The organism is Sphingobium fuliginis, assembly GCF_015074805.1.
In the GTDB taxonomy this organism is placed as follows: domain Bacteria; phylum Pseudomonadota; class Alphaproteobacteria; order Sphingomonadales; family Sphingomonadaceae; genus Sphingobium; species Sphingobium fuliginis.
Genome location: NZ_CP060035.1, coordinates 898,502 through 924,862 on the forward strand (window position 1 = coordinate 898,502; position 26,361 = coordinate 924,862).

A 26,361-nucleotide genomic window follows, 5' to 3' on the forward strand; every position below is an offset into this window, starting at 1 on the left:
GATGTTTGTGCGCCTTTTCAGGGAGCAGTCGGGTTCGTCCGCCGCCGAAATGGCGCTCGTGACGCCCTTGCTCATCGCGCTGATGTTCGGCGCTTTCGAACTCGGCAATTATTTTCTGAGCGAGCATGTCGTGGTCAAGGCGGTGAGGGATGGCGCCCGCTATGCCGGCCGGCTGAGTTTCTCGAATTTCAGTTGCACCACGGCGTCGACCGATAATGTTCCGGGCGGCACCGTCGAGGCGGACACGCGCAATCTGGTTCGAACCGGGCAACTGACCGGCGGCAATGCGCGTCTCACCGGATGGACCGATCCGCAGTCGATCAGAGTCACCTATGATTGCGTCGATCCGGCAAGTGTCAGCGCTTCGGGTATTTACGAAGGGATGAATTTCATTCCCGTCGTGAAGGTGGCGACGTCAACCGACAATGCTCACCGGCTTCAATATCAATCGTTATTCAATAAGCTGGGATTCGACAGTAGCACCTTATATCTGAACGCAAGTTCTCAATCGCCGGTGATGGGGTTATGAGCAAATCCTTCACCGCCCTGATCAGAGACAACCGGGCCTCCTCCGCAGCCGAGTTTGCGTTAGTTTTGCCGCTGCTGCTTATCTTCCTGCTGGGCATCATTGATGTCGGGCGGTTGATGTGGACCTGGAACCGTGCGGAAAAGGCTACCCAAATGGGCGTCCGTTACGCCGTCGCCACCGATCCGGTGGCAACCGGCATCGCGACATACAGCTTCGCGACCGGGAGTAGCAGCATCGCACAGGGATCATCGATAGGCACATCTTATTTTTCATCGATGACATGCAATTCCACTGCCTGCGGTTCATGCAGCGGCAGCGCATGCAACTCCCTGATAACACCCTATAACTCGGCGGCTTTCACCAATATTGTCAATCGGATGAAGGCATTCCTGCCGGAATTAGGTGCGGCCAATGTCGAGGTTCAATATGATAATTCCGGTATCGGTTATTCCGGTGATCCAAATGGCCCAGATATAGCGCCGCTGGTCACGGTACGAATAAAAAACATGGCCTTTCGGCCTATAGCGCTCATCCTTTTCAGGGCATCGATTCCATTACCCAGTTTCAGCGCCGCTCTCACTATGGAAGACGGCCAGGGCTCGGCATCAAATTGAGGGACAAGATCGTGGGCATCGTGACGAACGCAACGGAACCCGTCGAGAGCTGGACCCTCAATATCGGGGATGAAGGCCTTCACCTCATCCTGTCGGAGCAGGAGGTGCAGGCATCCGACATATTGAGCGATCGCCTGACGGGCCAGTCGCTCACCCTGTCCATGCTGGGCGCGGGTGAGGCTGTGCCGGCGCAACTGGTGGCCGATGCCAAGGCGATCATCATCGAGGTTCAGCCAGACAATGAAGCCTCCATGGTGCGGCTTGCCGGCCTTCGCGCAGCTCATCCGAAGCTGATGCTGGTGGCGGCCGTGCGTGGCGCGCAGATCGCCGTCGTGCGCGCCCTGTTGCGCAGCGGGATCAACGACGTCATCGAACTGCCGCTGCGCGCCCATGATCTGGCGGCAATACTGGACGATCTGCGGAGCCGCATCGCAGCCAGCCGTCAGGACGATGTGAAGACCGGCCAGCTCGTGTCCATCATCAAGAGCGTTGGCGGCGTCGGCGCGACGACCATAGCGACGCAGGCGGCCAGTCTGCACGCACGCTCGACAAAGCAGGGCAGCGGTGAGGTCTGCCTGTTCGACTTCGACATACAGTTCGGCAATGCCGGCACCTTCCTGGGGATTTCCTCGCCCCTGACACTGGCGGACCTTCTCAACGCGGGCAGCCGCGTCGACAATGAGCTGTTGCGGACCGTCACCGTGGAAACTTCGACCGGCCTCAGGGTCGTGACCGCGCCGGCGGACATCATGCCGATCGAGGCGGTAAACGCCGATCAGGTCTTCCGCATCGTCGAACTGGCGCAGCGCAGTTTCGATACGGTCTATCTGGACCTGCCGGGCAACTGGACCAACTGGTCGATGTCGCTGGTGGCGCGTTCGCAGGTCGTGTTTCTGGTGTGCGAACTCACCATCGCCAGCCTGCGGCAGGCGCGCCGTCAGATTTCGCTGCTCCGCGATCAGGACATCGATCCCGCGCGCATCCATGTCGTCGCCAACCGCGTGGAGAAGAAATTCTTCCGCGCCATCGGTCTGGAGGATGCGGCGGCGGCGCTGGATCATCCGGTGAAGCTCAGCATCGCCAACGATTTCCCGCTGGTCAGCTCGGCGCTGGACCAGGGCGTATTGATCCAGGAACTGAAGGCGCGCAGCCGAATCTGCAAGGATATGCAGGACATCGTCGATTGCTGCATCCAGGCTGCTGAGGCCGAAGGTCAGGCGGAGAAAGGCTGATGTGGCAGATCCGAAAAGGCGAACGCGGCGACCCTAGGGACGAGGTGGGACCGATCGAGACCGAGGCCGCCCATCTGGAGGAGGACCGGCATACCGAACTCAAGGTGGCGCTGCACCAGAAGCTGATCGACATCATCAATCTTTCCGCGCTGGAAACCATGTCGCGGGCGCAGGTGGAAGCCGAAGTGGGCGAGATCGTCCATGAGCAGCTCGCGCTGCAGAAGCATGCGCTCAATCTGGAAGAGCGCCGCCGGCTGGTGTCGGACATATTGGATGAGCTGCTGGGACTGGGGCCGCTTGAGCCGCTGCTCAAGGACCATAGCATCACCGACATATTGGTGAACGGGCACAAGATCGTCTTCGTGGAGCGCAACGGCCGGCTGGTCGAAACCGCGACCCGGTTCAAGGATGAGAAGCATCTTCTGCGCATCATCCAGAAAATCGTGGCGGCGGTGGGACGGCGGATCGACGAATCCTCCCCCTTTGTCGATGCGCGCCTTGCGGATGGCTCCCGCGTCAACGCCGTGGTTCCGCCGCTGGCCATCGATGGATCGCTGCTTTCCATCCGCAAGTTCGCGAAGGTGCCGATCAGCATGGCGCGCCTCACTGAATTGGGCAGCGTGCCCGCGCCGATGGCGCAGGTCCTCTCCGCTGTGGTGGAGGCGCGGCGCAACGTGCTGATTTCCGGCGGCACCGGTTCGGGCAAGACGACCCTGCTCAACGCGATGTCAGCCGCCATCGATGAACATGAACGCATCGTCACCATCGAGGATTCGGCCGAACTGCAATTGCAGCAGCGCCATGTCGCGCGGCTGGAAACCCGTCCCGCCAATATCGAGGGCAAGGGAGAAGTCACGCAGCGCGACCTGGTGAAGAATGCGCTGCGCATGCGGCCCGACCGCATCATCGTGGGCGAGGTCCGCGCCGGTGAAGCCTTCGACATGCTTCAGGCCATGAACACCGGCCATGACGGATCGATGACGACCGTGCACGCCAACACGCCGCGCGATGCGCTGTCCCGGGTCGAGCAGATGATCGGCATGAGCGGCATCGACATCTCGCCGCGTTCCGCCCGCGCGCAGATCGCTTCGGCGCTGAATGTGATCGTGCAGGTGGGACGGCTGGCCGATGGCCGCCGCCGTCTGCTCAGCCTGTCGGAGATCACAGGCATGGAAGGGGAAGTCATCACCATGCAGGAAATCTTCCGCTTCAAGATGACGGGCCGCGACGAGAACAACATGGTGCGCGGCCATTTCGAGGCGACCGGCATCCGTCCCAAATTCATGGGTGAACTGGCCGACCGGGGCATCGCCCTGCCGGCCGAATTGTTCCGGCCCGATGCGGTGATCCACTGATGAACCCGCTTTACATCCGCGTCTTCGTCCTCGTCCTGCTGTTCGCGGCGGTGATCCTGACGATCGAGGGCATTGCAGGCTGGCTGCGCGCGCGTGCGACGACCGATCGCGTGGTGAACCGGCGGTTGAAGATGATCGCGGCCGGTTTCGAGCGCAGCACGGTACTCTCCAAGCTGCGGCGAAGCGACGAGGCGGTGAGCTTCGACCGCTCCTCCCTGTTCGGACGGGCGGGGCTGGGGGTGATGCGGGTGCTGCATGGCGCCGGACTGACCTTTCCGGCGCGCACGGTGCTGATGCTGATGCTGATCGCGGCGGGCGTGCTGTTCCTGCTGGTGATGGTGGGCGGCATGGCGGCGGGTTACGCCCTGACGGCGGGCATGTTCGTGATGGCGCTGGCCTTTGCGGGCGCGCTGGGCATTGCGCTGCCGATGATGGTGCTGACGCGGCTTGCCCAACGGCGGCGCAAGAAGATGGAGGAGCAGTTTCCGGTCGCGCTGGACACCTTCGTCCGTGGCCTGCGCGCCGGCCATCCGATTGCCGCTGCGCTGGACCTGCTGACCAAGGAGATGCGCGATCCGATCGGCAGCGAATTCGGCATCGTCGTCGATGAAGTCACCTATGGCGCCGACCTGCGCGATGCGTTGCAGCGCATGGCGGAGCGTTGGGATATGAACGAGATGCATATGTTCGTCATCTCCCTGTCGGTGCAGAGCGAGACGGGGGGCAATCTTGCGGAGATCCTGGAAAATCTGTCGACCGTGATCCGCGAGCGGGCGAGCCTGTTCATGAAGGTCCGGGCCCTCAGTTCCGAAGGGCGCATGACGGCGGTGATGCTGACCGCCTTGCCGATCCTGGCCTTTGTCGGCCTGTTCCTGGTCAATCCTGCCTTCTATCTCGATGTCGCGCAGGACAGCATGTTCATCATCGGCTTTGTCGGCTTGATCGTCCTCTACCTGATCGGCTTCGTCACGATACGCCGCATGGTCGACCTGAAGGTGTGATGCGATGTTGAGTTCGGCACTGTTCATCCAGTTGCGGCCTTTCCTGTTGGGCTTGCTGTTCATCGCCATCGTTGCGCTGGTCTTCGGACTGTCGGAAGTGGTGATGCGCAACGCGCGGGTGCGCAGCCGGCTCGACCTGGTCGGGGAAGGCGGGGCGTCCCAGAATGGCAGTCAGACGCTGCGCGGTGAACGCAACAGCAGCGAGTGGAAGAAGCTGGTCGACCGCATCGAGAAGATGGGGATCTCGCTGGTCGATACGAACAATGTGAACCTGCGCCGGCGCCTGATCGCGGCGGGTTACATGTCGCCCGAAGCGCCGAAGCTATTCACCCTTTTTCGTCTTGTGCTGACCTTTGCCCTGCCTGCGATATTCGTGATCACGTCGCTCGGCAATCCGGAACCGCCCGCTCCGCTCACCCTCTATATGATCGCATCGCTGCTGGCGGTCTCGGGGCTTTACATGCCCAACCTCTATATTTCGGCCAAGGCAGCGCGCAGGCAGGAAGAAATCGTCCACGGCTTTCCCGATGCGCTGGACCTGATGCTGGTCTGCGTCGAGGCGGGCCTGGGCCTGGAGGCGGCGATGGATCGGGTGGGCCGCGAACTGGCCCTGTCCCATCCGCTGGTATCGGCGGCGCTGGGCAAGGTGGTTCTGGAACTGCGCGCGGGGCGTAGCCGGCAGGATGCTTTGCGGCGCATGGCGGACGATGTCGACGTGGACGAAATTCGCTCCTTCGCGACGCTGCTGATCCAGTCCGATCAACTGGGTTCGAGCGTGGGTCAGACCTTGCGCGTCTATGCAGCGGAGATGCGTGAGAAGCGGCGTATGCGCGCCGAGGAGAAGGCGCATCGCCTGCCGGTCCTGCTGTCGGTGCCGCTGGTCGCCTGCATGCTGCCGGTGATGATCGGCGTGCTGATGCTGCCGGCGGTGGTGCGGGTGGTGCGCGACATCCTGCCGGTCATGACTCGTTAGGATAAGGGGGGAGGGGGGACCATGAACAAAGGGATAATGGCAGTCGCTCTTATCATGGCGACGACGGCGTGCAGCGGGACCCAAAAAGGCGTCCTTTCGATAAGGCCCGTCAATCAGCAGCCTGCCGGACCGGCGCAGGATGCGCTGGCGCGGGGAGACCTGCTGTTTTCGCGGGGGGAATATGCGCTGGCGCTGGATGCCTTCCGCCGCGCAGTGCGCAACGATCCGACCGATGCGCATGGCCTGAACGGGGTGGCGATCAGCTATGCGGCCATGGGGCGGCATGATCTGGCGCGGGAATTTTTCGAACTGGCCCTGTCGCGGGCGCCGGAAGATGCCCGCATCGCGCGCAACTTCGCGCGGAGCCTGTCGGCGCAAGGCCTGAAAGGCGAGGCCGATGCGCTGCTTGCCCAGGCCGGCGCGGCGCAGGCGGGTGCGGCCGTCGTTGCTCGTCCGACGCTGGCTCAACTGGCTTCGGCTGCTCCGGCCGCGCGCCCGGCGCCGGTCGCGGGCGTCGAGTTGGAACGCCTTTCCTTGGGCGAGGTGCGGTTGCGGACGATGGAGGCAGCGGCACCGGCGGCACGCACCAACCCGCAACTGACGACCCGGATCGTCACCGTGGCCGAAACGCAGGCTCGGCCCGAACTGACGGCCCCCATCATCGCCGTCGGCAGGCCGGATGCGGCGGCTTTGCCCAGTCTGGCTGCGCGCGAAGAAGCAAAGCCCGCTTATGACGGTCTGTTCGAGCGCTTGTGGAAGAGCATGGTGCGGCCCGACCGGAAAGGCGCTCGGGGATGATCGGGGCGCTGCTGCTGGCGGTTGCGGCGCCATCCGCCGGGGCGGTGCCGCCGCCGCTGGACTATGCCCGGCTGGTGGACGAGGCGATAGATGGCGGGCGGATCATCCAGGCGGATGCGATGTTGAGCCAATGGCGGGCTGGTGCGCAATCGGGCGACTTGCAAGCGATAGAGATTGCGGATGCGCGCATGGCGCTCGAAAAGCGGCGGGATGAGGAGGCGCTGGCGCGTTTCACCGCGCTGGAGCGAAGTGGCCTCAACAACTGCCGCGTCGATGAGGGGAGGGGGATCGCCCTGCTGCGCCTAGGCCGGTCGCAGGAGGCGCTCGAGCCGTTGCGCCTGGCTGTGGCCGATTGCGACGGTCGCTGGCGCTCATGGAATGCGCTGGGCGTGGCCTATGACCAGGCGCAGTCCTGGGCGTTGAGCAATGCGGCTTATGAGCGGGCGTTCCAACTCACCGACAAGCCTTCCCAGGTCCTCAACAATTACGGACTGTCGCTGCTCAAGCAGGGCAAGGCCGAGAAGGCGGCGGTGATCTTCGACAAGGCGCGCGAAAGCGCACCGGACGATGCGCGGGTGATCGCGAATGGCGACACGGCCTATGTGATGGCGGGACAGGACATCAGCCGCCGGCCTGCCGACACCGCCGATGAGTGGGCGCGCCGGCTCAATAATGCCGGGCAGGTGGCGATGCGGATGGGCGATCTGCCGAAGGCGCAGGCCTATCTCAGCCGTGCCGTGACCGAAGCCGACAGTTTCGTGCCCGAAGCCGCGGCCGCGCTCGACACCTTGAAGACCACGGAGAAGTGATGAAGGATCTGGTGCTGCTTGCCGTTTCGCTCGTCCTCATCGCGGCGGCGGTGGAGGATATGGCCCGGCTGCGCATATCCAATATCTTCCCCCTGCTGGTTGTCGGGCTTTATGCGGTCTGGGTCGCTGTGGCGGGGTGGGAAAATGACATTTGGCGGAACGGCACCGTTTTCCTGGGCATGTTCGCGGTGGGATGCGGCCTGTTCGCCATACGCGCGATGGGCGGTGGAGACGTCAAGCTGATGACGGCCTGTGCGCTGTGGTTCGACTGGGCGGGGGTGATTCCCTGGATCGTTTATGTCACCGTCGGGGGCGGTGTGCTGGCGCTGGTGCTGATGGCCGGCCGGCGACTGGTGCCGCAGAGCGTGCGGGAAGGTTCGTCCATTGCGCTGTTCGGCAAGAAAGGGCCCATTCCCTATGGGGTGGCGATTGCGCTGGGTACGATCATGGCGCTGTATATGGCCGGACCCAATCCCAGCGGCGTGGCGCGTCTGCCGGATTTCGTGCACGGGCTGAGTTAGCGCATCGTGGGTTGAATCGGATCGCGTATCGGGTACGGGTTGAGCCATTCGGCAAGCTCAGGCCGAGGGGTGTCGGGTGATCCGGATACAGGCATGATGGCGTTTCCGGCTCGTCTTTCGGCTGGTTGGCGCCATTATGCGCCCGCGCAGGCACCCGAATTGATCGAGTGGCTCGTGCAATCTCAGTTCAACCGGTGCGATGACATGCTGGCGGCGGGATTGAATTCCAGCCAGTGCGGGAGCACGCGACGCCGCAAGGGAAAGCAGACGATCCGCTTTCTGCTATTTCGCCGCCAAACAGCCGCTCAATGCTCCATCCCTACGGCGGGCATTTCACTGTCCATCGACATCATCATGATGATCAGTTCCGAGCGCGACTTGATGTTGAGCTTCTGGAAGATGCTGTGCAGGTGCACCTTCACCGTGCCTTCGGTGAGGCCGCACCGGCTCGCTATTTCGCGGTTGCGCAGGCCCGCGCGGATCAGGCCGGCGATCTCCAGTTCCCGCTCCGTCAGCACCGCAAGCACATTGGCTTCGCTGGCGGGCGCGGAAATGCTGTGCACCAGCGCCTGTTCCATGACGAAGGGGGCGATGCTCTTGTTGCCGTTCATGACCTGCTGGATGCAGCTTAGCAGGTCGTTGGGATCGCTGTCCTTCAGCACCACTCCGTCGACGCCCAGCTTGATCGCTTCCAGCGTCTGTTCAGGGCGGATATGCACGGTCATGAAGATGACCGGCACGGTGCTGCCGCTGTTGCGGATGGCGGACAGGATCGCAAGGCCGCCGCCACTCTTCATGCTGACATCCAGGATCAGCAGGTCCGGTTCGCCGGCCTGCATCCGCTCCAGCGCTTCTTCGACCGAGCGGGCGCAGAACAATATGTCATGGCCGTGGGAGTTCAGGAACTGCGCCATGCCGTCCAGGAAGATCGGGTGATCGTCGACTATCGCAATCTGGGTCATCATATCGGAGACCTTGGTAAGGAGGAGGGTAATCTGATCGAGATCAGTGAATTCATGCTCAGATTATGAAAATATGCCGTTCCGCCGATCTTGCCCAGCCGCTTCATGATCGATTGCGACTGGAGTTCGAAGTCGCCGGTATAGTTTTCGCGGGCGACCGCCTGCGGTCCGGGATTGTCCTTCAGCGCGATCAATATCTCGTCGTCGACCTGCGCGATCGACACGGTGATGTGGCGCGCATGGGCGTGCTTGACCGCATTGGCAGCGGCTTCGCGTATCAGATATTCGACCTCCGCCGCCGTTTCGGCCGACACGGTCATGGAGCGTTCGGCCAGGTTCAGGCGGCAATCGATCGCCCATTGCAGGGCGATGAAGCGGCAGCAGCGTTCGACTTCGCGGCCAAGGTCCACATCGGTTTCGGCCGACACCGGACTTTGCTGGCTGAGCAGCCGGCGCAGATGCGCCTGTTCCGCCGTCACCAGTTCCTCCATCGACCTGAGTTCCGCCAACTGGTCCGGAACGGCGGCATCCGACAGGCCGTGGATCGTCGTCGCGAGTCTGACGCGCAGCGCCGCCAATGTCTGCAGCACGCTGTCGTGCAGATCGCGGCTCAGCGCCTGACGCGCCTCTGCAAAGGTGCGCTGGCGCCAGGCGAGGAAGAAGAAATGGCGTTCGAGGAAAAGGTCTATCCCCTCCTGTATGCGCAGGCAGCGCAGCAGAACGGCGGGCGACCAGCCATGGCTGGTCCCGATGAACAGCCGGCCGCGCAGTTCCCCCGCCTGGATATGGATGCTCGCGCCCTGGCCGGGGCCGAACACGTCCGATATGCTGTCGATCAGGTCCGGCGCGCGCTCGTTCCGCAATATGCCGAGGCGGCTGCGCAGCAGCATCCGCGGCGACTGGGTGGAATAGAGGAAGGGCGCCTCCCGCGGCGTCACGTTGGACAGGCCGTCGATCTGCTTCTGCGGCAGGGCGAGGTGGCGCACGCCGTCGGCATCGTACAGTTCGCAATGGACGGCGGTATCGTCCATCATCTCCCACACGAACGCGCAATAGCGGGAGTTCATCAATTGGGAGACCTGCTCCACCAGAAATTGCGCCAGCGACTTCTGGAAGGAAAGGCCGACGCCCTGTAGCCGTTCCGACCAGCTTATCAGCCGCCGCTCCAATATGTTCATGCTCAACATGGAGGCGGCGATGACGCAGCCGATGACGATGGTCAGGCTGTCGATCGCCCGGTCCACCGCCGGCACATGGCGGGCCGAGGCCCAGCTTTCATAATATCCCCGCGCGATGAAGGCGAAGATCAGGCAAATCCCCAGGATGAGGACCGCGCCGCGTCCGAACCGGTCGGATGCGGACCAGGCGACGAAGAACAGGCAGCCCAGCGCCGCGATCTGCAAGGGTTCGCACAGCACGATGACCGTCAGGAAGGCGATCAGGTCGAATATCAGGAAGATGGGCCGCAGCAGCAGGCCCAAAGGCGGCGTGAGCGAATTCTGCGCGATGCTGATCGCCGTCCACGTCCACACGGCTGCCTTCAACAGCAAGGCCGTGCGGGCAAAATCCGGCTCGTTGCTGAACATCGCTTCGATCTGCCACGTCGCCGCAGCGGAAAAGGCGACGCGGGATATGGCGAAACCCAGCGTCGGTGAACGTCCCAGCCAAAGCACCAGGCGGTCCATCACGGAAGATGACGCCAAGGGCATATGATACATGGCGAAATTTGTCCCCCGACAAGTCCCCGCCGATAATTGTGCGCATGACCTGATCGAAAAGCAACATATATCAAAAGTCAGAAGGGCCCCGTGCGACGATTTTGCTCGATTTCGGGACAGTTGGGCTGCGAAAGGTCATGGATGGCGCCCCGGGCCGTTGGCCGATATGGAGGGGGCATGGCGACGCTGATCACCCCGGCCCTGGTCTGCGCGTTGCGGCCCCATGGCGAACATGGGGCGATCGCGCGTCTTCTGACGCCCGGCCATGGCCTGCTGGCCGGCTATGTGCGGGGGGGACGTTCGCGCCAGTTGCGCCCCGTCCTGTTGCCGGGCAATGCCGTCAAGGCCGAATTCCGCGCCCGGACGGAGGAGCAACTGGCCGGGCTGACCGTCGAACTGGAGCACAGCCGCGCTCCCCTTCTGGCGGAGCCGTTGCCTGCGGCCGCGATCGATTGGGTCTGCGCGCTCACCGCCGTGGCCCTGCCGGAAGGGACGCCCTATCCCGCGCTCCATCAGGCGCTGGACGGCGTGCTGGGCGCCGTGGAGGCGGCGCCGGCTGCGCGGGGCTGGGCGGTGGCGCTCATCCGCTATGAGTTGCTGTTGCTGGCGGAATTGGGCTTTGGGCTGGACCTTAGCCGTTGCGCGGCGACCGGCGGGAATGAGGATCTGGCCTATGTCAGCCCTCGCAGCGCGGCCGCGGTCAGCCGGGCGGGGGCCGTCGGCTATGAGGACCGGCTGTTGCCCTTGCCCGCTTTCCTGCTGGAGGGCGGAGCAGGGGACTGGCCCGCCTTATTGGACGGGCTGCGGCTGACGGGCTTCTTTCTCGAACGGTCCGTCCTTACCGACTGGCGCGTCGACGTCCTCGCGGCGCGGGAGCGCCTGGTGGACAGGCTTAAAAGAGCGGTTGCCTGAATTTTGGCGGTCGGTGTTCCTGCGCCGCGCCTCCTTCTCCCCTCGCCTAAATGCTTGCGCTGGCGGCGGCGGCTTCATAAGGGGCAGCCACGCGTTTGAAGGAGTTGCCCATGTTGATCGCCCTGTTCCCCGGAGACGGTATCGGTCCCGAGATCGTCGCGCAGGCGAAGCGCGTGCTGGACGCGCTGGCGATCCCCGGCATCACCTATGAGGAAGGGCTGGTCGGCGGCGCGGCTTACAAGGCGGTGGGCCATCCGCTGCCGCCCGAGACGCTGGAACTGGCCAAGCGCGCCGACGCGATCCTGTTCGGCGCGGTGGGCGATCCCGATTGCGACTCGCTGGAGCGTCACCTGCGCCCGGAACAGGCAATCCTCGGCCTGCGCAAGGAACTGGGCCTCTTCTCCAACCTGCGCCCGGCCAAGGTCTTCCCCGAACTGGCCGACGCCTCCGCGCTCAAGCAGGAGGTGGCGAGCGCCATCGACCTGCTGATCGTGCGCGAGACCAATGGCGACGTCTATTTCGGTGAAAAGGGCATGCGCAAGACGCCCGAGGGCCTGCGCGAAGGTTATGACATCATGTCCTATAATGAGGAACAGGTGCGCAAGATCGCGCATCAGGGCTTCGAGGCGGCGCGCGCCCGCCGGGGCAAGCTCTGCTCGGTGGACAAGGCCAATGTGCTGGAGACGAGCCAGCTCTGGCGCGACGTGGTGATAGAGGTGTCGGCGGACTATCCCGATGTCGCGCTCAGCCACATGTATGTGGACAATGCCGCGATGCAGCTCGTGCGCAATCCCGGCCAGTTCGACGTCATCGTCACCGGCAACATGTTCGGGGATATCCTGTCCGATCAGGCGAGCATGTGCGTGGGTTCGATCGGCATGCTGGCGTCGGCCACGCTCAACGACAGCAACCAGGGCCTGTACGAGCCGATCCACGGTTCCGCGCCCGACATCGCCGGGCAGGGCAAGGCCAATCCGCTGGCAACGGTCCTGTCGGCGGGCATGATGCTGCGCTACTCGCTGAACCTGCCGGAACAGGCCGCCCGCATCGAGGCCGCCGTGGCCAAGGCGCTGGCCGATGGCGCCCGCAGCTTCGATCTGGGCGGCACGATGAGCACGGTCGAAATGGGCGATGCCGTGCTCGCGGCTTTGGTCTGAGGGTAAGAAAATGAAGCGCAAGAGCGGGCAGAATCCCGAAATCACCCGGAACTGGCGTCCGGCCACTCTGGCGGTGCGTGGCGGCAGCGCCCGTACCGAATATGGCGAGACGTCCGAGGCGCTGTTCCTGACCAGCGGCTACAGCTACGACCGGGCGGAGGACGCCGCGGCGCGCTTCGCCGGGGAACAGGAGGGCATGACCTATTCGCGCCTCCAGAACCCGACGGTGGAGATGCTGGAACAGCGCATCGCCCTGCTGGAAGGCGCCGAAGCCTGCCGCGCCACCGCGACCGGCATGGCGGCGATGACGGCGGCGCTGCTGTGCCAGTTGTCGGCGGGCGACCATGTCGTCGCGGGCAAGGCGCTGTTCGGCTCCTGCCGCTGGCTGACCGATACGCTGCTGCCGAAATTCGGGATCGAGACGACCACTGTCGACGCGACCGACAATGCGGCGTGGGAAGCGGCGGTGCGGCCCAACACCAAGGTCTTCTTCTTCGAAACCCCGGCCAATCCGACCATGGACGTGGCGGACCTTGCCGCGATCTGCGGCATCGCGAAGGCGCACGGCATCACCAGCGTCGTCGACAACGCCTTCGCCACGCCCGCGCTCCAGCGGCCGATGGAGTTCGGCGCCGACGTGGTGGCCTATAGCGCGACCAAGATGATGGACGGGCAGGGCCGCGTCCTCGCGGGCGCGATCTGCGGCACGGAGGATTTCATCCTCAACACGCTGCTGCCCTTCCACCGCAACACCGGGCCGACGCTCAGCGCGTTCAACGCCTGGGTCGTGCTGAAAGGTCTGGAGACGCTGGACCTGCGCATCCGCCGCCAGAGCGAGAATGCGCTGAAGGTTGCTGAATTCCTCGAAGGCCGGGTGGCGAAGGTGCTCTATCCGGGCCTCGAAAGCCATCCGCAGCATGCCCTGGCCATGAAGCAGATGGCGATGGCCGGCCCCATCTTCTCGCTCTATGTCGGCGGCGGCCGGGCGGAGGCGCACGGCCTGCTCAACGGCCTCGAACTGGTCGACATCAGCAACAATATCGGGGACTCGCGCTCGCTGATGACGCATCCGGCCTCCACCACCCATTATGGCATGGCGGAAGCGGCGCGGCTGGAGGTCGGCATTACCGAGGATATGCTGCGCCTCAACGTCGGGCTGGAAGACCCGGACGATGTGATCGAGGATCTGGATCGCGCCCTGAAGTCGATAGGGCGTTGACGGAAGAGGGGTGAAAGGCGCATTTCTTAAGCCGTGAACGCACTTTTCCCCTTCCATGCGACGACGCGCGACATCAACGTGCACGTCGCCGTCACCTTCCTGCCCGAACAGTCGGAGCCGGACCGGGGCCGCTGGTTCTGGGCCTATCATATCCGCATAGAGAATGACGGGGACCAGCCTGTGCAACTGCTGACCCGTCACTGGATCATAACCGATGGACGGGGCACGCAGCATCGGGTCGATGGAGACGGCGTCGTGGGGGAACAGCCAGTGGTGCAGCCGGGCAAGAGCTACGACTATGTGTCGGGTTGCCCGCTCAACACGCCGACGGGATCGATGAAGGGGCATTATCATATGATCGGCGCGAGCGGCGAGACGTTCGACATCGCCATCCCGCATTTCGCGCTGATCGCGCCGGCGGTGGCTGAATGAAGCGTACCCATTTGCCGCTCAACGGCCTGCGCGTGCTGGATGCGGCGGCGCGGCATCTGTCCTTCACCCGCGCGGCGGACGAGCTGGCGGTGACGCCTGCGGCCGTGGGCCAACAGATCCGCGCGCTGGAGGACCTGCTGGGCGTCGTCCTGTTCCGCCGCACGCCCAAGGGGCTGGAACTCACTCCCGAAACCGAGGCAGGCCTTGCGGCCCTTCGCGCCGGTTTCCTGGAGTTCGAAGAAGCAGTGCGCGCCATGCAGGCTGGCCAGTCCAGCAGTTCCCTCACCATCGCCGCGCCGCGCGACATCACCGCCAAATGGCTCCAGTCGCGCCTTGCGGGCTATGCCGCAAGCCAGCCGGACCTCAAATTCGCATTGGTCGCGGCGGACGAGACGCTGGACTTCACCGAAGCCAATCTCGACCTCGCCTTGCGACTGGCCGAGGGGCCGGGCGAGAATGAAGGCATCAAGCTGGGCGAAGCGGCCTTCGTCACAGTGGAAGCGACGGAAGGCGGCCCTGACCATCGCATCGAATGGCCCGGCTGCCCGAAGGGGGACGCGCCCGCGACGATCCGCGTGGCCGATGCGGGGCTGGCGATCGAAGCGGCGGCCCATGGCTTCGGCCATGCCTGCGTGCCGTTCCTGCTGGCGCAGGCGGATATTGACGCAGGACGCATCCGGCAGGTGGGCGACGCTGCGCCGTCCCCGCTCGCCTACTGGCTGATCGCGCCCTTGCCGCAATGGCGGCAGAAGAAGGTCAAGGCTTTGGTCGAGGCGCTGACGGGGTAAGTGCTCATCCGTCATGCCGAACTGGCTTCGGCGTAGATTTCTTCTCGCGCCTTAGGCGGGCGGGCTGCACGTCGCGCTTGCACTTTCTTAATCCTGTCGCGCATAGCCTGATATAGGGAAGGCTTAGCGCGGGGAGGATGGCCATGACCGGCGGCAACAGGGGCTGGATATTGCGGGGCGCCTTGCTGCTCTGCCTCGCGCCGCCGCTGCATGCGCAGGCCCCCTATGTCCCCGATGTTACCGAGGCGCGGGAAAAGGAGTGGCGCAAGCTGGTGGCCGCATCCCAGGCGGCCTATGCGTCCGGCAATCCGGCTGACGGCGTCGATCCCGCGCGCAGGGGGCTGGCGCTCGCCGATGAGTTGTTCGGTGCGGACGATCCGCGCACGCTTATCTCCGCCAACGATCTCGCGCTGCAACTGGAGGCGACCGGTCGCTATCGCGAGGCGGAAGGCCTCTACCGGCGCGTGTTCGACAGCTATTTGCGAACGCGGGGAGAGGACGATCCCAATACCCAGCTTGCCGTGGAAAATCTCGTCGATTTCTACATCGCGCGCAAACGCTATGATGCGGCGGAGCCATTGGCCGATTATGCGGTGACGAGCTTTCGGCGGACGACCGGATCGGGCAGCGCGCGCAGCCGGCGGATGGAACAGATACTGGCCGCCATGCCCAGACCTGCGCCGCCCATCGCCGCCGCCGCGCCCACGCAACCGTCCGGGATCGTCGCAAACGGTGCGATGAACGGCACGGACGGACCAGTAACCTCAATGTCTCCGGCGGCCACGCATGAAAATGATGTGGAAAAAGCTCCGTCCGAGGGGTTGGAGGCAACAAGAGAATCCGGTCCTTGAGGACGGATGTCCTTGTCTTTCTTCATCGTGTCTTGAGAAATTATCCTTGGATATAAGTCATCGGGTTAATTGTTAAAACCGCCATAGCCGCTATTCCTGATTCCTGTCGGAGGGGGGTTGATTTTCCATAGCTTATCGCCAGTCACAGGCCGACTGGACGAAGCCGCGGAAAGGAACGCACGGCTCCGCACGATAAGTCTATGGGTCGCATTTTGGACGGGCGGCCGGCTGCACAAGCCGGTCGCCCGTTTTCATTCCTTCCTTGCAACTTCCAATCCGATTGGGGCGGTCGGGAAGCCCTGTCGCGGCAGCCATTGAACGAATGGAGCAGGATCGACTCGCCCGAGTCGCATATGTCGTAAGCCTTGTTTGTTAACCAAATCCAAGTTCAGCATAGGCTGAAGGATATAAGTATGAAATTCCGCCTATATCGTTCGTAATAGAGCATAAGTTATTTTTTCCGCCGTATCGCGTTTAAATGGTTAACAAAACTGGAATCTTCGTGACTCATTTTGCAGGCGGAGAATAAGATCGGCCATCGGGTCAGTAAAAATACAGATGCAGAAGGTTAATCCGGGGCGGCGGTCGACTTGGCAAAAGGGTCCTGCCGGCGGGAGAACGTTGACTAGGGGCAATAGCTGATCCGCTGATTGCCGCAATGTCGGGAAAAGATGTCAGCTCCGTATGCACTGTGCATTCTGGGCCAGGCCTCTTGCGCGCTCCTTCCATGCCCCCATGGCGACAGGTGGGATGGACAATGGATTTCGAGCGCGATTGGGATAGCAAAGACGCCGCTGACCATCAGCAGGCCCTTCATCCGGAAGCGGCTGCTCTGGCCGCAAAGGGCAAGGCGGTCCATCCCGGCAAGATGCATCGGGCGGAGGTTGTCCGCACGGTCGAACCCAATCCCGACGGCACCGTGGTCCTGCCGGCCGGCACCGACATCAATGGGATCGAGGTTTCCGGACGCAATCTGATCGTCCACCTGCCGGACGGCACCGATCTGGTGATCCTGGACGGCGCGGTGGTCATGCCGCGCCTGGTCGTGGGCGATGTCGAAATTCCCTCGGTCAACCTGGCGGCCTTGCTGATCGGGGAGGAGCCGCAGCCCGCAGCCGGTCCGCCGCGCAGCTCCGGCGGCAATTTCACCGGCCCCGACGGCGATGTGGGCGATCCGCATGGCCTGGGCGACCTGCTGCCGCCGACGGAATTGCTGTTTACCCAGCCCGAGGAGCGCGAGATCCTGCCCATCGCGCCCAATGAGGAGCCGGAAGTCACCATCATCACCCCCGATCAACCCGCTGGCGCGACTGCCGCGACCGCGGGTGTGAGCGAGGCTGGGCTTCCCGCGCGCGGCAACGAGCCGGCCGGTTCGGCCGCGGCAGGGGATGGCGAGCGCACCACGGGCACCATCGCGATCACCGCCAGCGACGGCCTGGCGGGCGTCACCATCAACGGCGTCGCGATCACGGCGGTCGGGCAGACGGTCACGACGCCGCTCGGCGTGCTGACGATCACTTCCATCGCGGACGGTGCGATCGGCTACAGCTATGTGCTGGGCGACAATGTGGTCGGCACGCCGCCCGCCGAAGTCTTCACCGTAGTCGTAACCGACAGCGACGGCGACCAGGCGAGCGCCACGCTCACCATCTCGATCGCGGACGATGCGCCGACCGCCGTCAACGATGCCGACAGCGTGACCGAAGACGGCCCGCTGGTCGCGGACGGCAATGTCCTGACCGGCAGCGGCGGCAGCGACGCGAACGCCACCGATGGCGTTGCCGACATCCAGGGCGCGGATGGGGCGGTCGTGTCGACCGTCGGCACCTTCCAGGGCACATATGGCACGCTGACGCTGAATGCGTCGGGCGCTTATAGCTATACGCTGGCCAACGGCAATGCGGCGGTGCAGTTCCTGGTCCCCGGCCAGACGCTGACCGACAGCTTCAGCTACACGATCACCGATGCCGATGGCGACACCTCCACGGCGACGCTGACCATCACCATCAACGGCGCGGACGACGGCATCACCATCACCGGCCTCAATGGCGCGCCGGGGATCGAGGGCGCGGAAGTCGTCCTGCTGGAAAACGACCTGGCGGACGGCAGTTCGCCCGACGCGGCGGGCCTCACCAAGACCGGCTCCTTCGGCGTCAGCGGCGCTGACGGCCTGTCGGGCGTCACGGTCGGCGGCGTGTCGGTGCTGGCCAACGGCGCCTTCGTCGCCGGGCAGGTGGTAACGACGCCGGTCGGCACGCTGACCATCACCGGCTTCACCGCGACCGCCACGCAGGGCGGCGTGCCGACGGCCGGAACCTTCACCTACAGCTTCGTGCTGACCGACAACAGCCTGGGCCATGGCGCGGCGGGCGCGGACAGCATCCTGCAGAGCTTCGCCGTCGTCGCCTCTGACCGCAACGGGTCGACCGCCAATGCGACGGTCGACGTGCAGATCGTCGACGACGTGCCGACCGCCCACAATGATGTCGATGGCGTCGCCGCCGGCACCTATGGCCCGGAAACCGGCAATGTCATCACCGGGGCGGGCACCGTCTCCGGCGCGGCGGGCGCGGACGTCAAGGGTGCGGACGGCGCGGTGGTGGCGACCACCGGCACGTTCGAGGGCGCCTATGGCACGCTGACGCTGAACGCCGATGGCAGCTACAGCTATGTCCGCGCGGCAGGCACGCCGGGCGGGGTGAGCGACAGCTTCAGCTACACGCTGCGCGACGGCGACGGCGACACCTCCACCGCGACGCTGCGGATCGACATCGCCAACAGCGACGTCATGATCATTTCGATCCCCAAGGTGGGCGACGGCACGATCGTCGACGAATCCGGCCTGACGAATCCGATGGGTTCCAATGCGGGCAGCGGCGTCGACACCACGGACGGCACGATCACCTATACCGCGCCGGACGGTCCGGCGAGCGTCACCATCAACAATATTCCGATCACCGGCGTCGGCCAGGAAATCGTCACCGACAAGGGCATTTTGACGATCACCGGCCTCAGCGAAGGCAGCATCGACTATAGCTATACGCTGACCACCAACACGGCTGGCGACAATGTGACCGACAGCTTCGTCGTCACCGTCACCGATGTGGACGGCGACCAGGCGACCGACACGCTGACCATCACCATCATCGACGATGTGCCGACCGCCGTGAACGATGCGGACTCGGTGCGCGAAGACGGCCCGCTGGTGGCCGACGGCAACGTCATTGCCGGTTCGGGCGGCGCGGACGCCAACGCGACCGACGGCAATGCCGATGTGCAGGGCGCCGACGGCGCGCATGTCAGCGCCATTGTCTTTGGCGAGACCGCCGGAACCGTCGGCGCGCCGCTGGCCGGGCTGTACGGATCGCTCCTGATCCAGTCGGACGGCAGCTATGCCTATACGCTGAACAATGAAAATGGCGTGGTCCAGGGCCTGGACAAGAACCAGACCCTGACGGAGACCTTCACCTACACGCTGACCGACGGCGACGGCGATCACAGCAGCGCGACCATCACCATCACCATCCAGGGCAGCGACGATGGCGTGACCATCAGCGGCCTGGACGGCGAGGGCGCGGAAGAAACCGTCTTCGAAAACGACCTGCCGGGCGGCAGCTCGGAAGATGCGGCGGCGCTGACCCAGACGGGCAGCTTCACCCTGTCCGCGCTGGACGGCGTGGCGGCCATCACGGTCGGCGGCCAGGCGATCTTCGGCGCGAACGGCTTCATCAGCGGCGTTACCCTGTCCAACGCCTATGGCACGCTCAGCATCAACGGCTTCACGCCGACCGTGGGCGCGGACGGCGACGTGATCGGCGGAACCGTCAGCTACAGCTATGTGCTGGGCGACAATACGTTGCTGCACAGCGGCGTCAATGACGGCAGCCTGACGGACAGCTTCTCGGTCGTCGTCACCGACACCGATGGGTCGACCGACAGCGCCAGCCTGGACATCCGCGTGGTCGACGATGTGCCGACTGCGGTGGACGACGTCGCGGGCCAGCTCACCGAAAATGCGGCGGTCACGATCGACGTCTTCGCCAATGACGTGGCGGGGGCCGACGGCGTCAACCTCGCCAGCGGCGTGGCGCTGGAGACCGGTGCGGCCAAGGGCACGGTGGTCTATCAGGGCAATGGCGTCTTCCTTTACACCCCCAATGCGGGCGCGGAGGGTAGCGACAGCTTCACCTACACCATCACCGACGGCGACGGTGACAAGTCGACCGCCACGGTGACGATCAATCTGCTCCAGGATTCGACGCCGACCGTCAGCGTGACCGACATGACCGTGTCCGAAGCCGGCCTGCCCGGCGGCACGCAGGAGGCGGGGAACAGCGAGACGGCGACCGGCGCCATGACCATCGCGACCGGCGGCGACACGCTGACCAGGGTCGAGGTGCAGGACAAGAACGGCGCCTGGGTCGACGTGACCGCGGCGACGGCGGGAACGCCGGTGGTGGTCGCGGGCGCGGCGGGTGCGCTGACCGTGACCTCCGACGGAGCGGGGCATTACAGCTACAGCTATACGCTGGCGGTCAACGACCCGGCCCATCCGGACAATGTCACCAGCGACGGCGACGGCATCAGCGGCGCGGCCGACCCCAAGGCGGGCGACGCCTTCGCGGTGCGCGTGACCGACAGCGACGGCGATGTCTCGCCGGCCGACACGATCAACGTGACCGTGCTGGACGACGCGCCGGTCGCCACGGCCGACAGCGGTTCGGTGAGCGAGGGCGACTCGCTGATCGTGGCGGCGGCCGACGGCGTGCTCAACAATGATCAGCCGGGCGCGGACGGCTATGCGCCGGGCGTGGTCGGTGTCGCCAAGGGCGGTGATCCGTCCAGCCCCGTCAGCGGCCAGGTCGGCACGGCGGTCGCGGGCGATTACGGCACGCTGACGCTCTTTGCCGACGGCAGCTACCGCTATGACGCGACTCCCAACGCCATCTCCGCCGACAAGCAGGATGTGTTCGTCTACACGATCCGCGACGGGGACGGCGACCTGGCGACGACGACGCTGACCATCAACGTCGCCAATGTCGCGCTGGCGGCGGACAATCAGACGAAGACGGTCTTCGAGGCGGCGCTGGACACCGGCATCACCGGCGACGACATCGCGGCGGGCAGCGTCACCGGCAGCACGCCGGGCGAGCCCACCGAAACCGCGACCGGCCAGCTCAACGTCGTGGGCGCGGTCAGCTACACGCTGACCAGCTCCGCGACCGGCAGCCATGGCCAGATCCTGCTCAACAGCGACGGCAGCTACACCTACACGCTGACCTCGCCGGTCGACGGGCCGACCGCCAATGACGGCCCGCAGACCTTTGGGGGTGCAGAGGTCTTCACTTATCAGGCGGTCGACGGCTCCGGCAATATCGCCAACGGCACCATCACCATCGACGTGGTGGACGATGTTCCGACGGCGGCCGATGACGCCGCCCGCACCGTGGCGGAGGACGGCGCCGACATCGGCGGCAATGTCCTGACCAACGATACGCTGGGCGCTGACGGCGCCACCCTGACCTCGGTCACGATCGGCGGCGTCACGACGGCGATCAACGCCGTGGGCACGACCAATGTCAGCACGGCCTTCGGCGCCTACACCTTCACGGCGGCGGGGGCGTGGACCTTCAACCCTTCGACCAACCTCAACAATGCGAACGGGGTCAGCGCGGGCTTCTCCTATGTCATCACCGATGGCGACGGGGACCAGTCGACCGCCGTGCAGCCGATCACGGTCACGGACGGCGCAATCCCCACCGCAAGCGGCCCGATCACCCTGGCGCTGGACGATCAGAATCTGGCGGGCGGCACCAGCGCCGGCAATCCGGACTCGGCCAGCGGCACCATCACCTTCACGCCCGGTTCGGACGCCATCACCTCGATCGTGTTCGGCGGCACCGGCGGCCTGACTGGCGACCTGACCTGGCTGCGGGTATCCGACACGCAGATCACCGGTTCGGACGAGCGCGGCGTGGTCGTCACGCTGGACCTGTCGGTCACCGGCAATGTCGCGACCGTGACCGCCACGCTGAACGACAATTATGACACCCATCCGGGCCTCAATGTGGACGATCTGGTCGCGCTCGGCTCAGTGCAGGTGATCGCGCAGGACACCGACGGCGACACCGCCACCGGCACCGTTTCGGTCAGCGTGTCCGACGACCTGCCGGTTGTCAGCGCCAATCCGGTGGTGCAACTGGACGACGACGCGCTGTCGGGCGGCAATCCGAACGGCACGGGCGACGACGCGAACAGCCTCAATGCCACAGGCACGCTCGGCCATGACTATCGCGCCGACGGTCCGGGCGGCATCACCCTGCTCGGCACCGGGGCCCCCGCTGGCTTCACCTATGAAAGCAACGGCACCGTGCTGTTGGTGAAGCAGAATGGTACGACCGTCCTAACGGTGACGCTGACCGATCCGGTTGCGGGCACCTATTCGGTGGTCCAGAACGCCGCCATCGTCCATCCGGCGGACGGCGATGAGAATAACGTCAGCTTCGACATAGGCTATCGCGTCACCGACGCCGACAATGACACGGCCACCGGCACGCTGACCATCAATGTCGACGATGACACGCCGGTCGCGGCCGACGATACCGACGTCGTCAAGGAAGACGTCACGCTGACGGCCAGCGGCAATGTGCTGACCGGCGCGGGCAGCGACGGCAATCCGGCAGGCGCGGACTCGCTGGGCGCCGACGGTCCGGCGGCGGGCGGCGCGGTGACGGCGGTCACTGGCGGCACGGTCGGCGGCAACGCGACCGGCAACTATGGCACGCTCGTCCTCAATGCTTCGGGCGGCTATACCTATACGCTGACCAATGGCTTGGCGGCGGTCCAGCATCTGGACGACGGCCAGACGCTGACGGACAGCTTCACCTATACGATCACGGACGGCGACGGCGACAGCACCACCGCGACCCTGACCATCACCATCCAGGGCACCAATGACGCGCCGCAGGTCGGCAGCGGCATCGCGGTCGTCTCGGAAGAGGGGTTGACCGGCGCCAATGCCGACACCGCACCCGGCCTGCCGAACGACACCACCAACGCGACGGTCGCCACCGGCACGATCACCGCGAGCGACGTGGACGGCGACAGCATCAGCATGACGCTGGGCAATCCGGGCGCGGTGCTGACCGCCGACGGCCTGCCCGTCACCTGGAGCGGCGTCGGCACGCAGACGCTGACCGGTTCGGTCGGCGCGGTGCCGGTGATCACGATCACTATCACCAACGGCGGCGCCTATACGGTGACGCTGCTGCAATCGGTCGATCACAGCGGCATCAATGTCGAGGATGTGAAGAACTTCCTGGTCCCCGTGAACGTCAGCGACGGCACCGCCACGGTCGCTACCAGCATCGCCGTCACGATCGAGGATGACAGCCCGATCGCCGTCGACGATAATGTGACGACCATCGAAAAGGCAGCTGCCTCCACCGGCAATGTCCTCACCAACGACCATGTCGGTGCGGACACGCCCGGCGCCGTCGTATCGGTCGGCGGCAACGCCATCGCCCTGGGCGGCAGCCAGACGATCGTCGGCGCCTATGGCACGTTGCAGCTATTCTCCGACGGCAGCTATACCTACACGCCCAAGGCTTCGGTGCCTTCGGGATCGTTCGACAGCTTCACTTATGTCATGCGCGACGCCGACAATGACACGGCCAGCGCGACGCTGAAGTTCACCTTCCAGGGCGACGCGAACAAGCCGACGGCGGACAACACCGCCGCCAAGCTGGATGACGACGGCCTGACCGGCGGCAACGCGGCCAGCACGACCGGCGACGTCGACGCCAATGTGGGCGACACCGGCGCGGCTGGGCCCAGCGAGGCCAGCTTCAGCGGCACCTTGCCCTTCACCTTCGGCGCCGACGGCGGCGGCAGCGTGAGCTTCGCCAATCTGAACGGCACGACCGGCACGGTTGGTACGGACACCGTATCCTATAGCTGGAACGGCACGACCAACACGCTGACCGCGACCATCACGACGGTCGGCGGCCGTGGCACGCCGCTGTTCCAGGTCGTCGTCAATCCGACGACCGGCGCCTATACGGTGACGTTGCTCGACAATGTGCTGCACGCGGCCGGCGGGAATGAGAATGACGCCTCGGTCAGCCTCAATTTCCTCGTCACCGACAGCGACTATAACGCGACGACCAACCCGACCTCCTCGGCCATCGGGCAGCTCAACATCTCGTTCAACGACGATATGCCCAGCGCCTTCACGCCGGCGGCTGGATCGGTGGCGAACAATGACAGTCCCGCCACGGCCTTCAACTTCAACTTCGCCAGCGTGGCGGGCGCCGATGGCGTCGGTAATGCGCTGTTCACCATCACCGACGGCGCGCTCGCCAAGGATACCAGCGGCGCCACGCTGCGGCTGGCCGGCGAAGACCTGTTCATCTTCGGCAACGGCACGAATGTGCTGACGGCGAAGACGGCGGACGGAGACATCGGCTACACCATCACGCTCCAGCCGGGGACGGACAAATATGTGTTCGACCTTCACGGCACGATCACCAACGGCAGCGAGATTTCGATCAGCAGCTTCAGCGCGGCGAAGGCGGGCAACACCGACTATCGCGGCCTGGGCGTCGATACCACCGATGCCATCGACGTGCTGTTTTCCGGCCGCAGCGCTTCGGGCGCCCGGGGATCGGTCAACACCGACAGCGACTCCATCGGCGTCGACAACCAGTCGGTCAATCCCGACGAGGCGGTACGCATCGATCTCATCAAGACGCTGGTCGGCAATCCCGCCACCACCACCGGCTTCTCCTATGCCGATCACCAGAGCGTGATCAGCTTCGAGCAGAATATCGCTCAGGTCGGCGGCAATCCCAACAGCACCGTGTCGATCAAGGTCACGGCCATCGATGCCGACAACGACCAGGATCTGGGCTTCTCTTCCGTGACGCCGGAAGCGGGCGAAAGCTTCGTCCCGATCGCCAAGGTAATCGTCACGGATGTGAGCACCGGGAATATCTACAGCTTCACCGGCTCGGGGACGCAGGGCAGCATCGGTGTGACCTTCGCTTCCGGCAGCGTCACCATCACCGGCCTGCAGGTGAACGACAAATATGAGATTGTCGGCACCAAGGGCTTCGATGCGGTGCTGGTGGAATCGCCGCACGTCAACAATCCGTTCGACCTCGGCGTCTTCTCGGTTGAGACGCTGAATAGCGGCACGCCAATCAACATCAACCATGCCATCGTCGCCTCGGATGCAGACGGTGACAGCGTCAACAGTTCGGTCAGCGTCACGCTGAACCCGGTTGCCGTTCCCCCGGTCGCCATCGACCTGGACGGCGACGGGCTGGAATTTGTCGGTCTGTCGGCGGGCGTCACCCACGACTATGGCCATGGCGCGGTTGCGACCGCCTGGGTTTCCTCCGACGACGGGCTGCTCGCCCATGCGACGGGCGGCGGTTACGACATCGTCTTTGCCGACGATGCGCCCGGCGCCGCGAGCGACCTGGAGGGCCTGCGCCTTGCCTATGACAGCAACGGCGACGGCGTATTCGATGCCAAGGACGCGGCCTTCGCTGATTTCGGCGTCTGGCAGGATGCGAACGGCAACGGCGTGGTCGACGCGGGCGAGTTCAAGTCGCTCACCGCTATGGGCATCGCCGCGATCAATCTGACCGCGGACGGCAAGGGCTATACCGCCGCCAATGGCGACGTCACCGTGCTGGGTGAGGCGAGCTTCGTCCGCACCGACGGCACCAAGGGGACGGTCGGGGACGTCATGTTCGCGACCGGCGCCAAGGCAAGCGACACGAGCAAGACGGATAGCACGGCCAGCGGCTTCAACCAGGCGCTGGTAGCCGCCAGCCTGGTCGCGGCGGCGGGTGCGGCCGAGCATGTGACCGAGCAGCAGCCTGCACCCGCTCCGGCGGAAACCGCTCCGCCCGTTACGGAGACCGCACCGGCTGCCATGACCACGACCGAACCGGCGCCTTCGCAGGAGAGCCAGCCGACTTCGCTCGCCACGACGGACGATCAGGCGACGCATGAGCAGCCCACTACGTCCACCGGCCATGCCAGCGAGGAGGCTGCGCCGGAGCATGCCACCCTGTCCGGCGGCGGCGAAGCGCATGCGGCGACAGCCGATACGGCCCAGGCTCCGCAGCCCGACCTCAGCGGCCATCAGGGCCTGCTGGCCCAGTCGATCGATCTGCCGCCTGCCTTCGACGGCAACGCGGCGGCGGTTCTGGCGGCGCAGCAGGCCACTCCGGCAGCCAATGCGGCCGAAGTCGTGAAGGAAGCGCTGGGCACCCATGACGCGCCGCATATCGACGCGCTGCTGGCTGCCCTGCCGGGTGGCGAGCATCCGGTGGCGCCGGCCTTGCTGAACCCGGCTGCCGTCGAAGTGGCGGACGCAGGGCACATGGCCGCGGCCACCGCCATCTTCGAAGCGGCGATGGCCGCGCATGAAGCGATGGCAGTCGCCCATGGCTGACAATTCGATTTTCTCGCGG

Annotated in this window: 18 protein-coding genes and 1 pseudogene; 17 read left to right on the top strand and 2 right to left on the bottom strand. The window is 64.9% G+C overall.

Translation table 11 applies throughout. The features are described 5' to 3' along the window. Nucleotide 1 precedes the first annotated feature (1 nt). From H5V43_RS04275 to H5V43_RS04315, 9 genes are read left to right on the top strand one after another with little or no spacing between them, the layout of a single operon-like run. Nucleotides 2-529, top strand: coding sequence for a TadE/TadG family type IV pilus assembly protein (locus H5V43_RS04275; protein ID WP_025546526.1), 528 nt, complete (start codon nucleotides 2-4; stop codon nucleotides 527-529). Beyond that, nucleotides 526-1,143, top strand: coding sequence for a TadE/TadG family type IV pilus assembly protein (locus tag H5V43_RS04280; protein ID WP_025546528.1), 618 nt, complete (start codon nucleotides 526-528; stop codon nucleotides 1,141-1,143). Before H5V43_RS04275 ends, H5V43_RS04280 begins: the two co-directional genes overlap by 4 nt. After that, a complete protein-coding gene (locus tag H5V43_RS04285; protein WP_025546530.1) occupies nucleotides 1,140-2,375 on the top strand; it encodes a CpaE/TadZ family protein in 1,236 nt (411 codons plus the stop codon). Before H5V43_RS04280 ends, H5V43_RS04285 begins: the two co-directional genes overlap by 4 nt. Then, nucleotides 2,375-3,730: a TadA family conjugal transfer-associated ATPase gene (locus H5V43_RS04290; RefSeq protein ID WP_025546532.1), complete on the top strand. Its 1,356-nt coding sequence runs from the start codon at nucleotides 2,375-2,377 to the stop codon at nucleotides 3,728-3,730. Before H5V43_RS04285 ends, H5V43_RS04290 begins: the two co-directional genes overlap by 1 nt. Then, on the top strand, nucleotides 3,730-4,731 hold the full coding sequence (locus H5V43_RS04295; protein WP_025546534.1) for a type II secretion system F family protein: 1,002 nt from the start codon (nucleotides 3,730-3,732) through the stop codon (nucleotides 4,729-4,731). Before H5V43_RS04290 ends, H5V43_RS04295 begins: the two co-directional genes overlap by 1 nt. A gap of 4 nt (nucleotides 4,732-4,735) precedes the next feature. Further along, nucleotides 4,736-5,704 carry a type II secretion system F family protein gene (locus H5V43_RS04300; protein WP_025546536.1) on the top strand — a complete coding sequence of 323 codons (969 nt, stop codon included), beginning with the start codon at nucleotides 4,736-4,738 and terminating at the stop codon, nucleotides 5,702-5,704. Between the two features lie 36 nt (nucleotides 5,705-5,740). Then, on the top strand, nucleotides 5,741-6,502 hold the full coding sequence (locus H5V43_RS04305; protein WP_244968664.1) for a tetratricopeptide repeat protein: 762 nt from the start codon (nucleotides 5,741-5,743) through the stop codon (nucleotides 6,500-6,502). Next, nucleotides 6,499-7,311 (top strand): tetratricopeptide repeat protein, encoded by an 813-nt coding sequence (locus tag H5V43_RS04310; RefSeq protein WP_025546540.1) that lies wholly within the window; start codon nucleotides 6,499-6,501, stop codon nucleotides 7,309-7,311. The genes H5V43_RS04305 and H5V43_RS04310 overlap by 4 nt, the downstream gene beginning before the upstream one ends. Beyond that, the gene (locus tag H5V43_RS04315; RefSeq protein WP_229742625.1) at nucleotides 7,311-7,832 is read left to right on the top strand and encodes an A24 family peptidase; all 522 of its coding nucleotides are present in this window, start codon (nucleotides 7,311-7,313) and stop codon (nucleotides 7,830-7,832) included. The genes H5V43_RS04310 and H5V43_RS04315 overlap by 1 nt, the downstream gene beginning before the upstream one ends. Before the next feature lie 305 nt (nucleotides 7,833-8,137). On the opposite strand, the gene H5V43_RS04320 is transcribed toward H5V43_RS04315, so the two are convergent. Both H5V43_RS04320 and H5V43_RS04325 read right to left on the bottom strand, forming a co-directional pair. Continuing rightward, on the bottom strand, nucleotides 8,138-8,797 hold the full coding sequence (locus H5V43_RS04320; RefSeq protein ID WP_099185835.1) for a response regulator: 660 nt from the start codon (nucleotides 8,795-8,797) through the stop codon (nucleotides 8,138-8,140). Next, a complete protein-coding gene (locus H5V43_RS04325) occupies nucleotides 8,794-10,479 on the bottom strand; it encodes a sensor histidine kinase (protein WP_226870019.1) in 1,686 nt (561 codons plus the stop codon). The genes H5V43_RS04320 and H5V43_RS04325 overlap by 4 nt, the downstream gene beginning before the upstream one ends. Nucleotides 10,480-10,689: 210 nt before the next feature. Here H5V43_RS04325 and recO point away from each other — a divergent pair, with 210 nt between their 5' ends. The 8 genes and pseudogenes from recO to H5V43_RS04360 all read left to right on the top strand — a co-directional run bounded on the left by recO (nucleotide 10,690) and on the right by H5V43_RS04360 (nucleotide 26,342). Then, nucleotides 10,690-11,424 carry a DNA repair protein RecO gene (recO, locus tag H5V43_RS04330; protein ID WP_025546548.1) on the top strand — a complete coding sequence of 245 codons (735 nt, stop codon included), beginning with the start codon at nucleotides 10,690-10,692 and terminating at the stop codon, nucleotides 11,422-11,424. Between the two features lie 110 nt (nucleotides 11,425-11,534). Continuing rightward, entirely contained in the window at nucleotides 11,535-12,581 is a 1,047-nt protein-coding gene (leuB, locus tag H5V43_RS04335) for a 3-isopropylmalate dehydrogenase (protein ID WP_025546550.1), read from the top strand. A gap of 10 nt (nucleotides 12,582-12,591) precedes the next feature. After that, entirely contained in the window at nucleotides 12,592-13,800 is a 1,209-nt protein-coding gene (metZ, locus tag H5V43_RS04340; RefSeq protein ID WP_025546551.1) for an O-succinylhomoserine sulfhydrylase, read from the top strand. 33 nt (nucleotides 13,801-13,833) lie between these two features. Beyond that, a complete protein-coding gene (gene apaG, locus H5V43_RS04345; RefSeq protein WP_025546552.1) occupies nucleotides 13,834-14,232 on the top strand; it encodes a Co2+/Mg2+ efflux protein ApaG in 399 nt (132 codons plus the stop codon). Then, nucleotides 14,229-15,020 carry a LysR family transcriptional regulator gene (locus H5V43_RS04350; RefSeq protein WP_025546554.1) on the top strand — a complete coding sequence of 264 codons (792 nt, stop codon included), beginning with the start codon at nucleotides 14,229-14,231 and terminating at the stop codon, nucleotides 15,018-15,020. Before apaG ends, H5V43_RS04350 begins: the two co-directional genes overlap by 4 nt. A gap of 143 nt (nucleotides 15,021-15,163) precedes the next feature. Beyond that, nucleotides 15,164-15,871: a tetratricopeptide repeat protein gene (locus H5V43_RS04355; protein WP_025546556.1), complete on the top strand. Its 708-nt coding sequence runs from the start codon at nucleotides 15,164-15,166 to the stop codon at nucleotides 15,869-15,871. Nucleotides 15,872-17,513: 1,642 nt separating this feature from the next. Continuing rightward, nucleotides 17,514-18,626: pseudogene (locus H5V43_RS23895) on the top strand (VCBS domain-containing protein); the annotation flags it as partial. Nucleotides 18,627-18,725: 99 nt separating this feature from the next. Then, nucleotides 18,726-26,342: a beta strand repeat-containing protein gene (locus tag H5V43_RS04360; protein WP_420854637.1), complete on the top strand. Its 7,617-nt coding sequence runs from the start codon at nucleotides 18,726-18,728 to the stop codon at nucleotides 26,340-26,342. The last annotated feature ends 19 nt before the right edge of the window (nucleotides 26,343-26,361 follow it).

Coding starts and splice junctions, on each gene's coding strand:
- H5V43_RS04275 (WP_025546526.1), top strand. CDS start 2: ATGTTTGTGCGCCTTTTCAGGGAGCAGTCGGGTTCGTCCGCCGCCGAA.
- H5V43_RS04280 (WP_025546528.1), top strand. CDS start 526: ATGAGCAAATCCTTCACCGCCCTGATCAGAGACAACCGGGCCTCCTCC.
- H5V43_RS04290 (WP_025546532.1), top strand. CDS start 2,375: ATGTGGCAGATCCGAAAAGGCGAACGCGGCGACCCTAGGGACGAGGTG.
- H5V43_RS04295 (WP_025546534.1), top strand. CDS start 3,730: ATGAACCCGCTTTACATCCGCGTCTTCGTCCTCGTCCTGCTGTTCGCG.
- H5V43_RS04300 (WP_025546536.1), top strand. CDS start 4,736: ATGTTGAGTTCGGCACTGTTCATCCAGTTGCGGCCTTTCCTGTTGGGC.
- H5V43_RS04305 (WP_244968664.1), top strand. CDS start 5,741: ATGGCAGTCGCTCTTATCATGGCGACGACGGCGTGCAGCGGGACCCAA.
- H5V43_RS04310 (WP_025546540.1), top strand. CDS start 6,499: ATGATCGGGGCGCTGCTGCTGGCGGTTGCGGCGCCATCCGCCGGGGCG.
- H5V43_RS04315 (WP_229742625.1), top strand. CDS start 7,311: ATGAAGGATCTGGTGCTGCTTGCCGTTTCGCTCGTCCTCATCGCGGCG.
- H5V43_RS04320 (WP_099185835.1), bottom strand. CDS start 8,797: ATGATGACCCAGATTGCGATAGTCGACGATCACCCGATCTTCCTGGAC.
- H5V43_RS04325 (WP_226870019.1), bottom strand. CDS start 10,479: ATGGACCGCCTGGTGCTTTGGCTGGGACGTTCACCGACGCTGGGTTTC.
- recO (WP_025546548.1), top strand. CDS start 10,690: ATGGCGACGCTGATCACCCCGGCCCTGGTCTGCGCGTTGCGGCCCCAT.
- leuB (WP_025546550.1), top strand. CDS start 11,535: ATGTTGATCGCCCTGTTCCCCGGAGACGGTATCGGTCCCGAGATCGTC.
- metZ (WP_025546551.1), top strand. CDS start 12,592: ATGAAGCGCAAGAGCGGGCAGAATCCCGAAATCACCCGGAACTGGCGT.
- H5V43_RS04350 (WP_025546554.1), top strand. CDS start 14,229: ATGAAGCGTACCCATTTGCCGCTCAACGGCCTGCGCGTGCTGGATGCG.
- H5V43_RS04355 (WP_025546556.1), top strand. CDS start 15,164: ATGACCGGCGGCAACAGGGGCTGGATATTGCGGGGCGCCTTGCTGCTC.
- H5V43_RS04360 (WP_420854637.1), top strand. CDS start 18,726: ATGGGTTCCAATGCGGGCAGCGGCGTCGACACCACGGACGGCACGATC.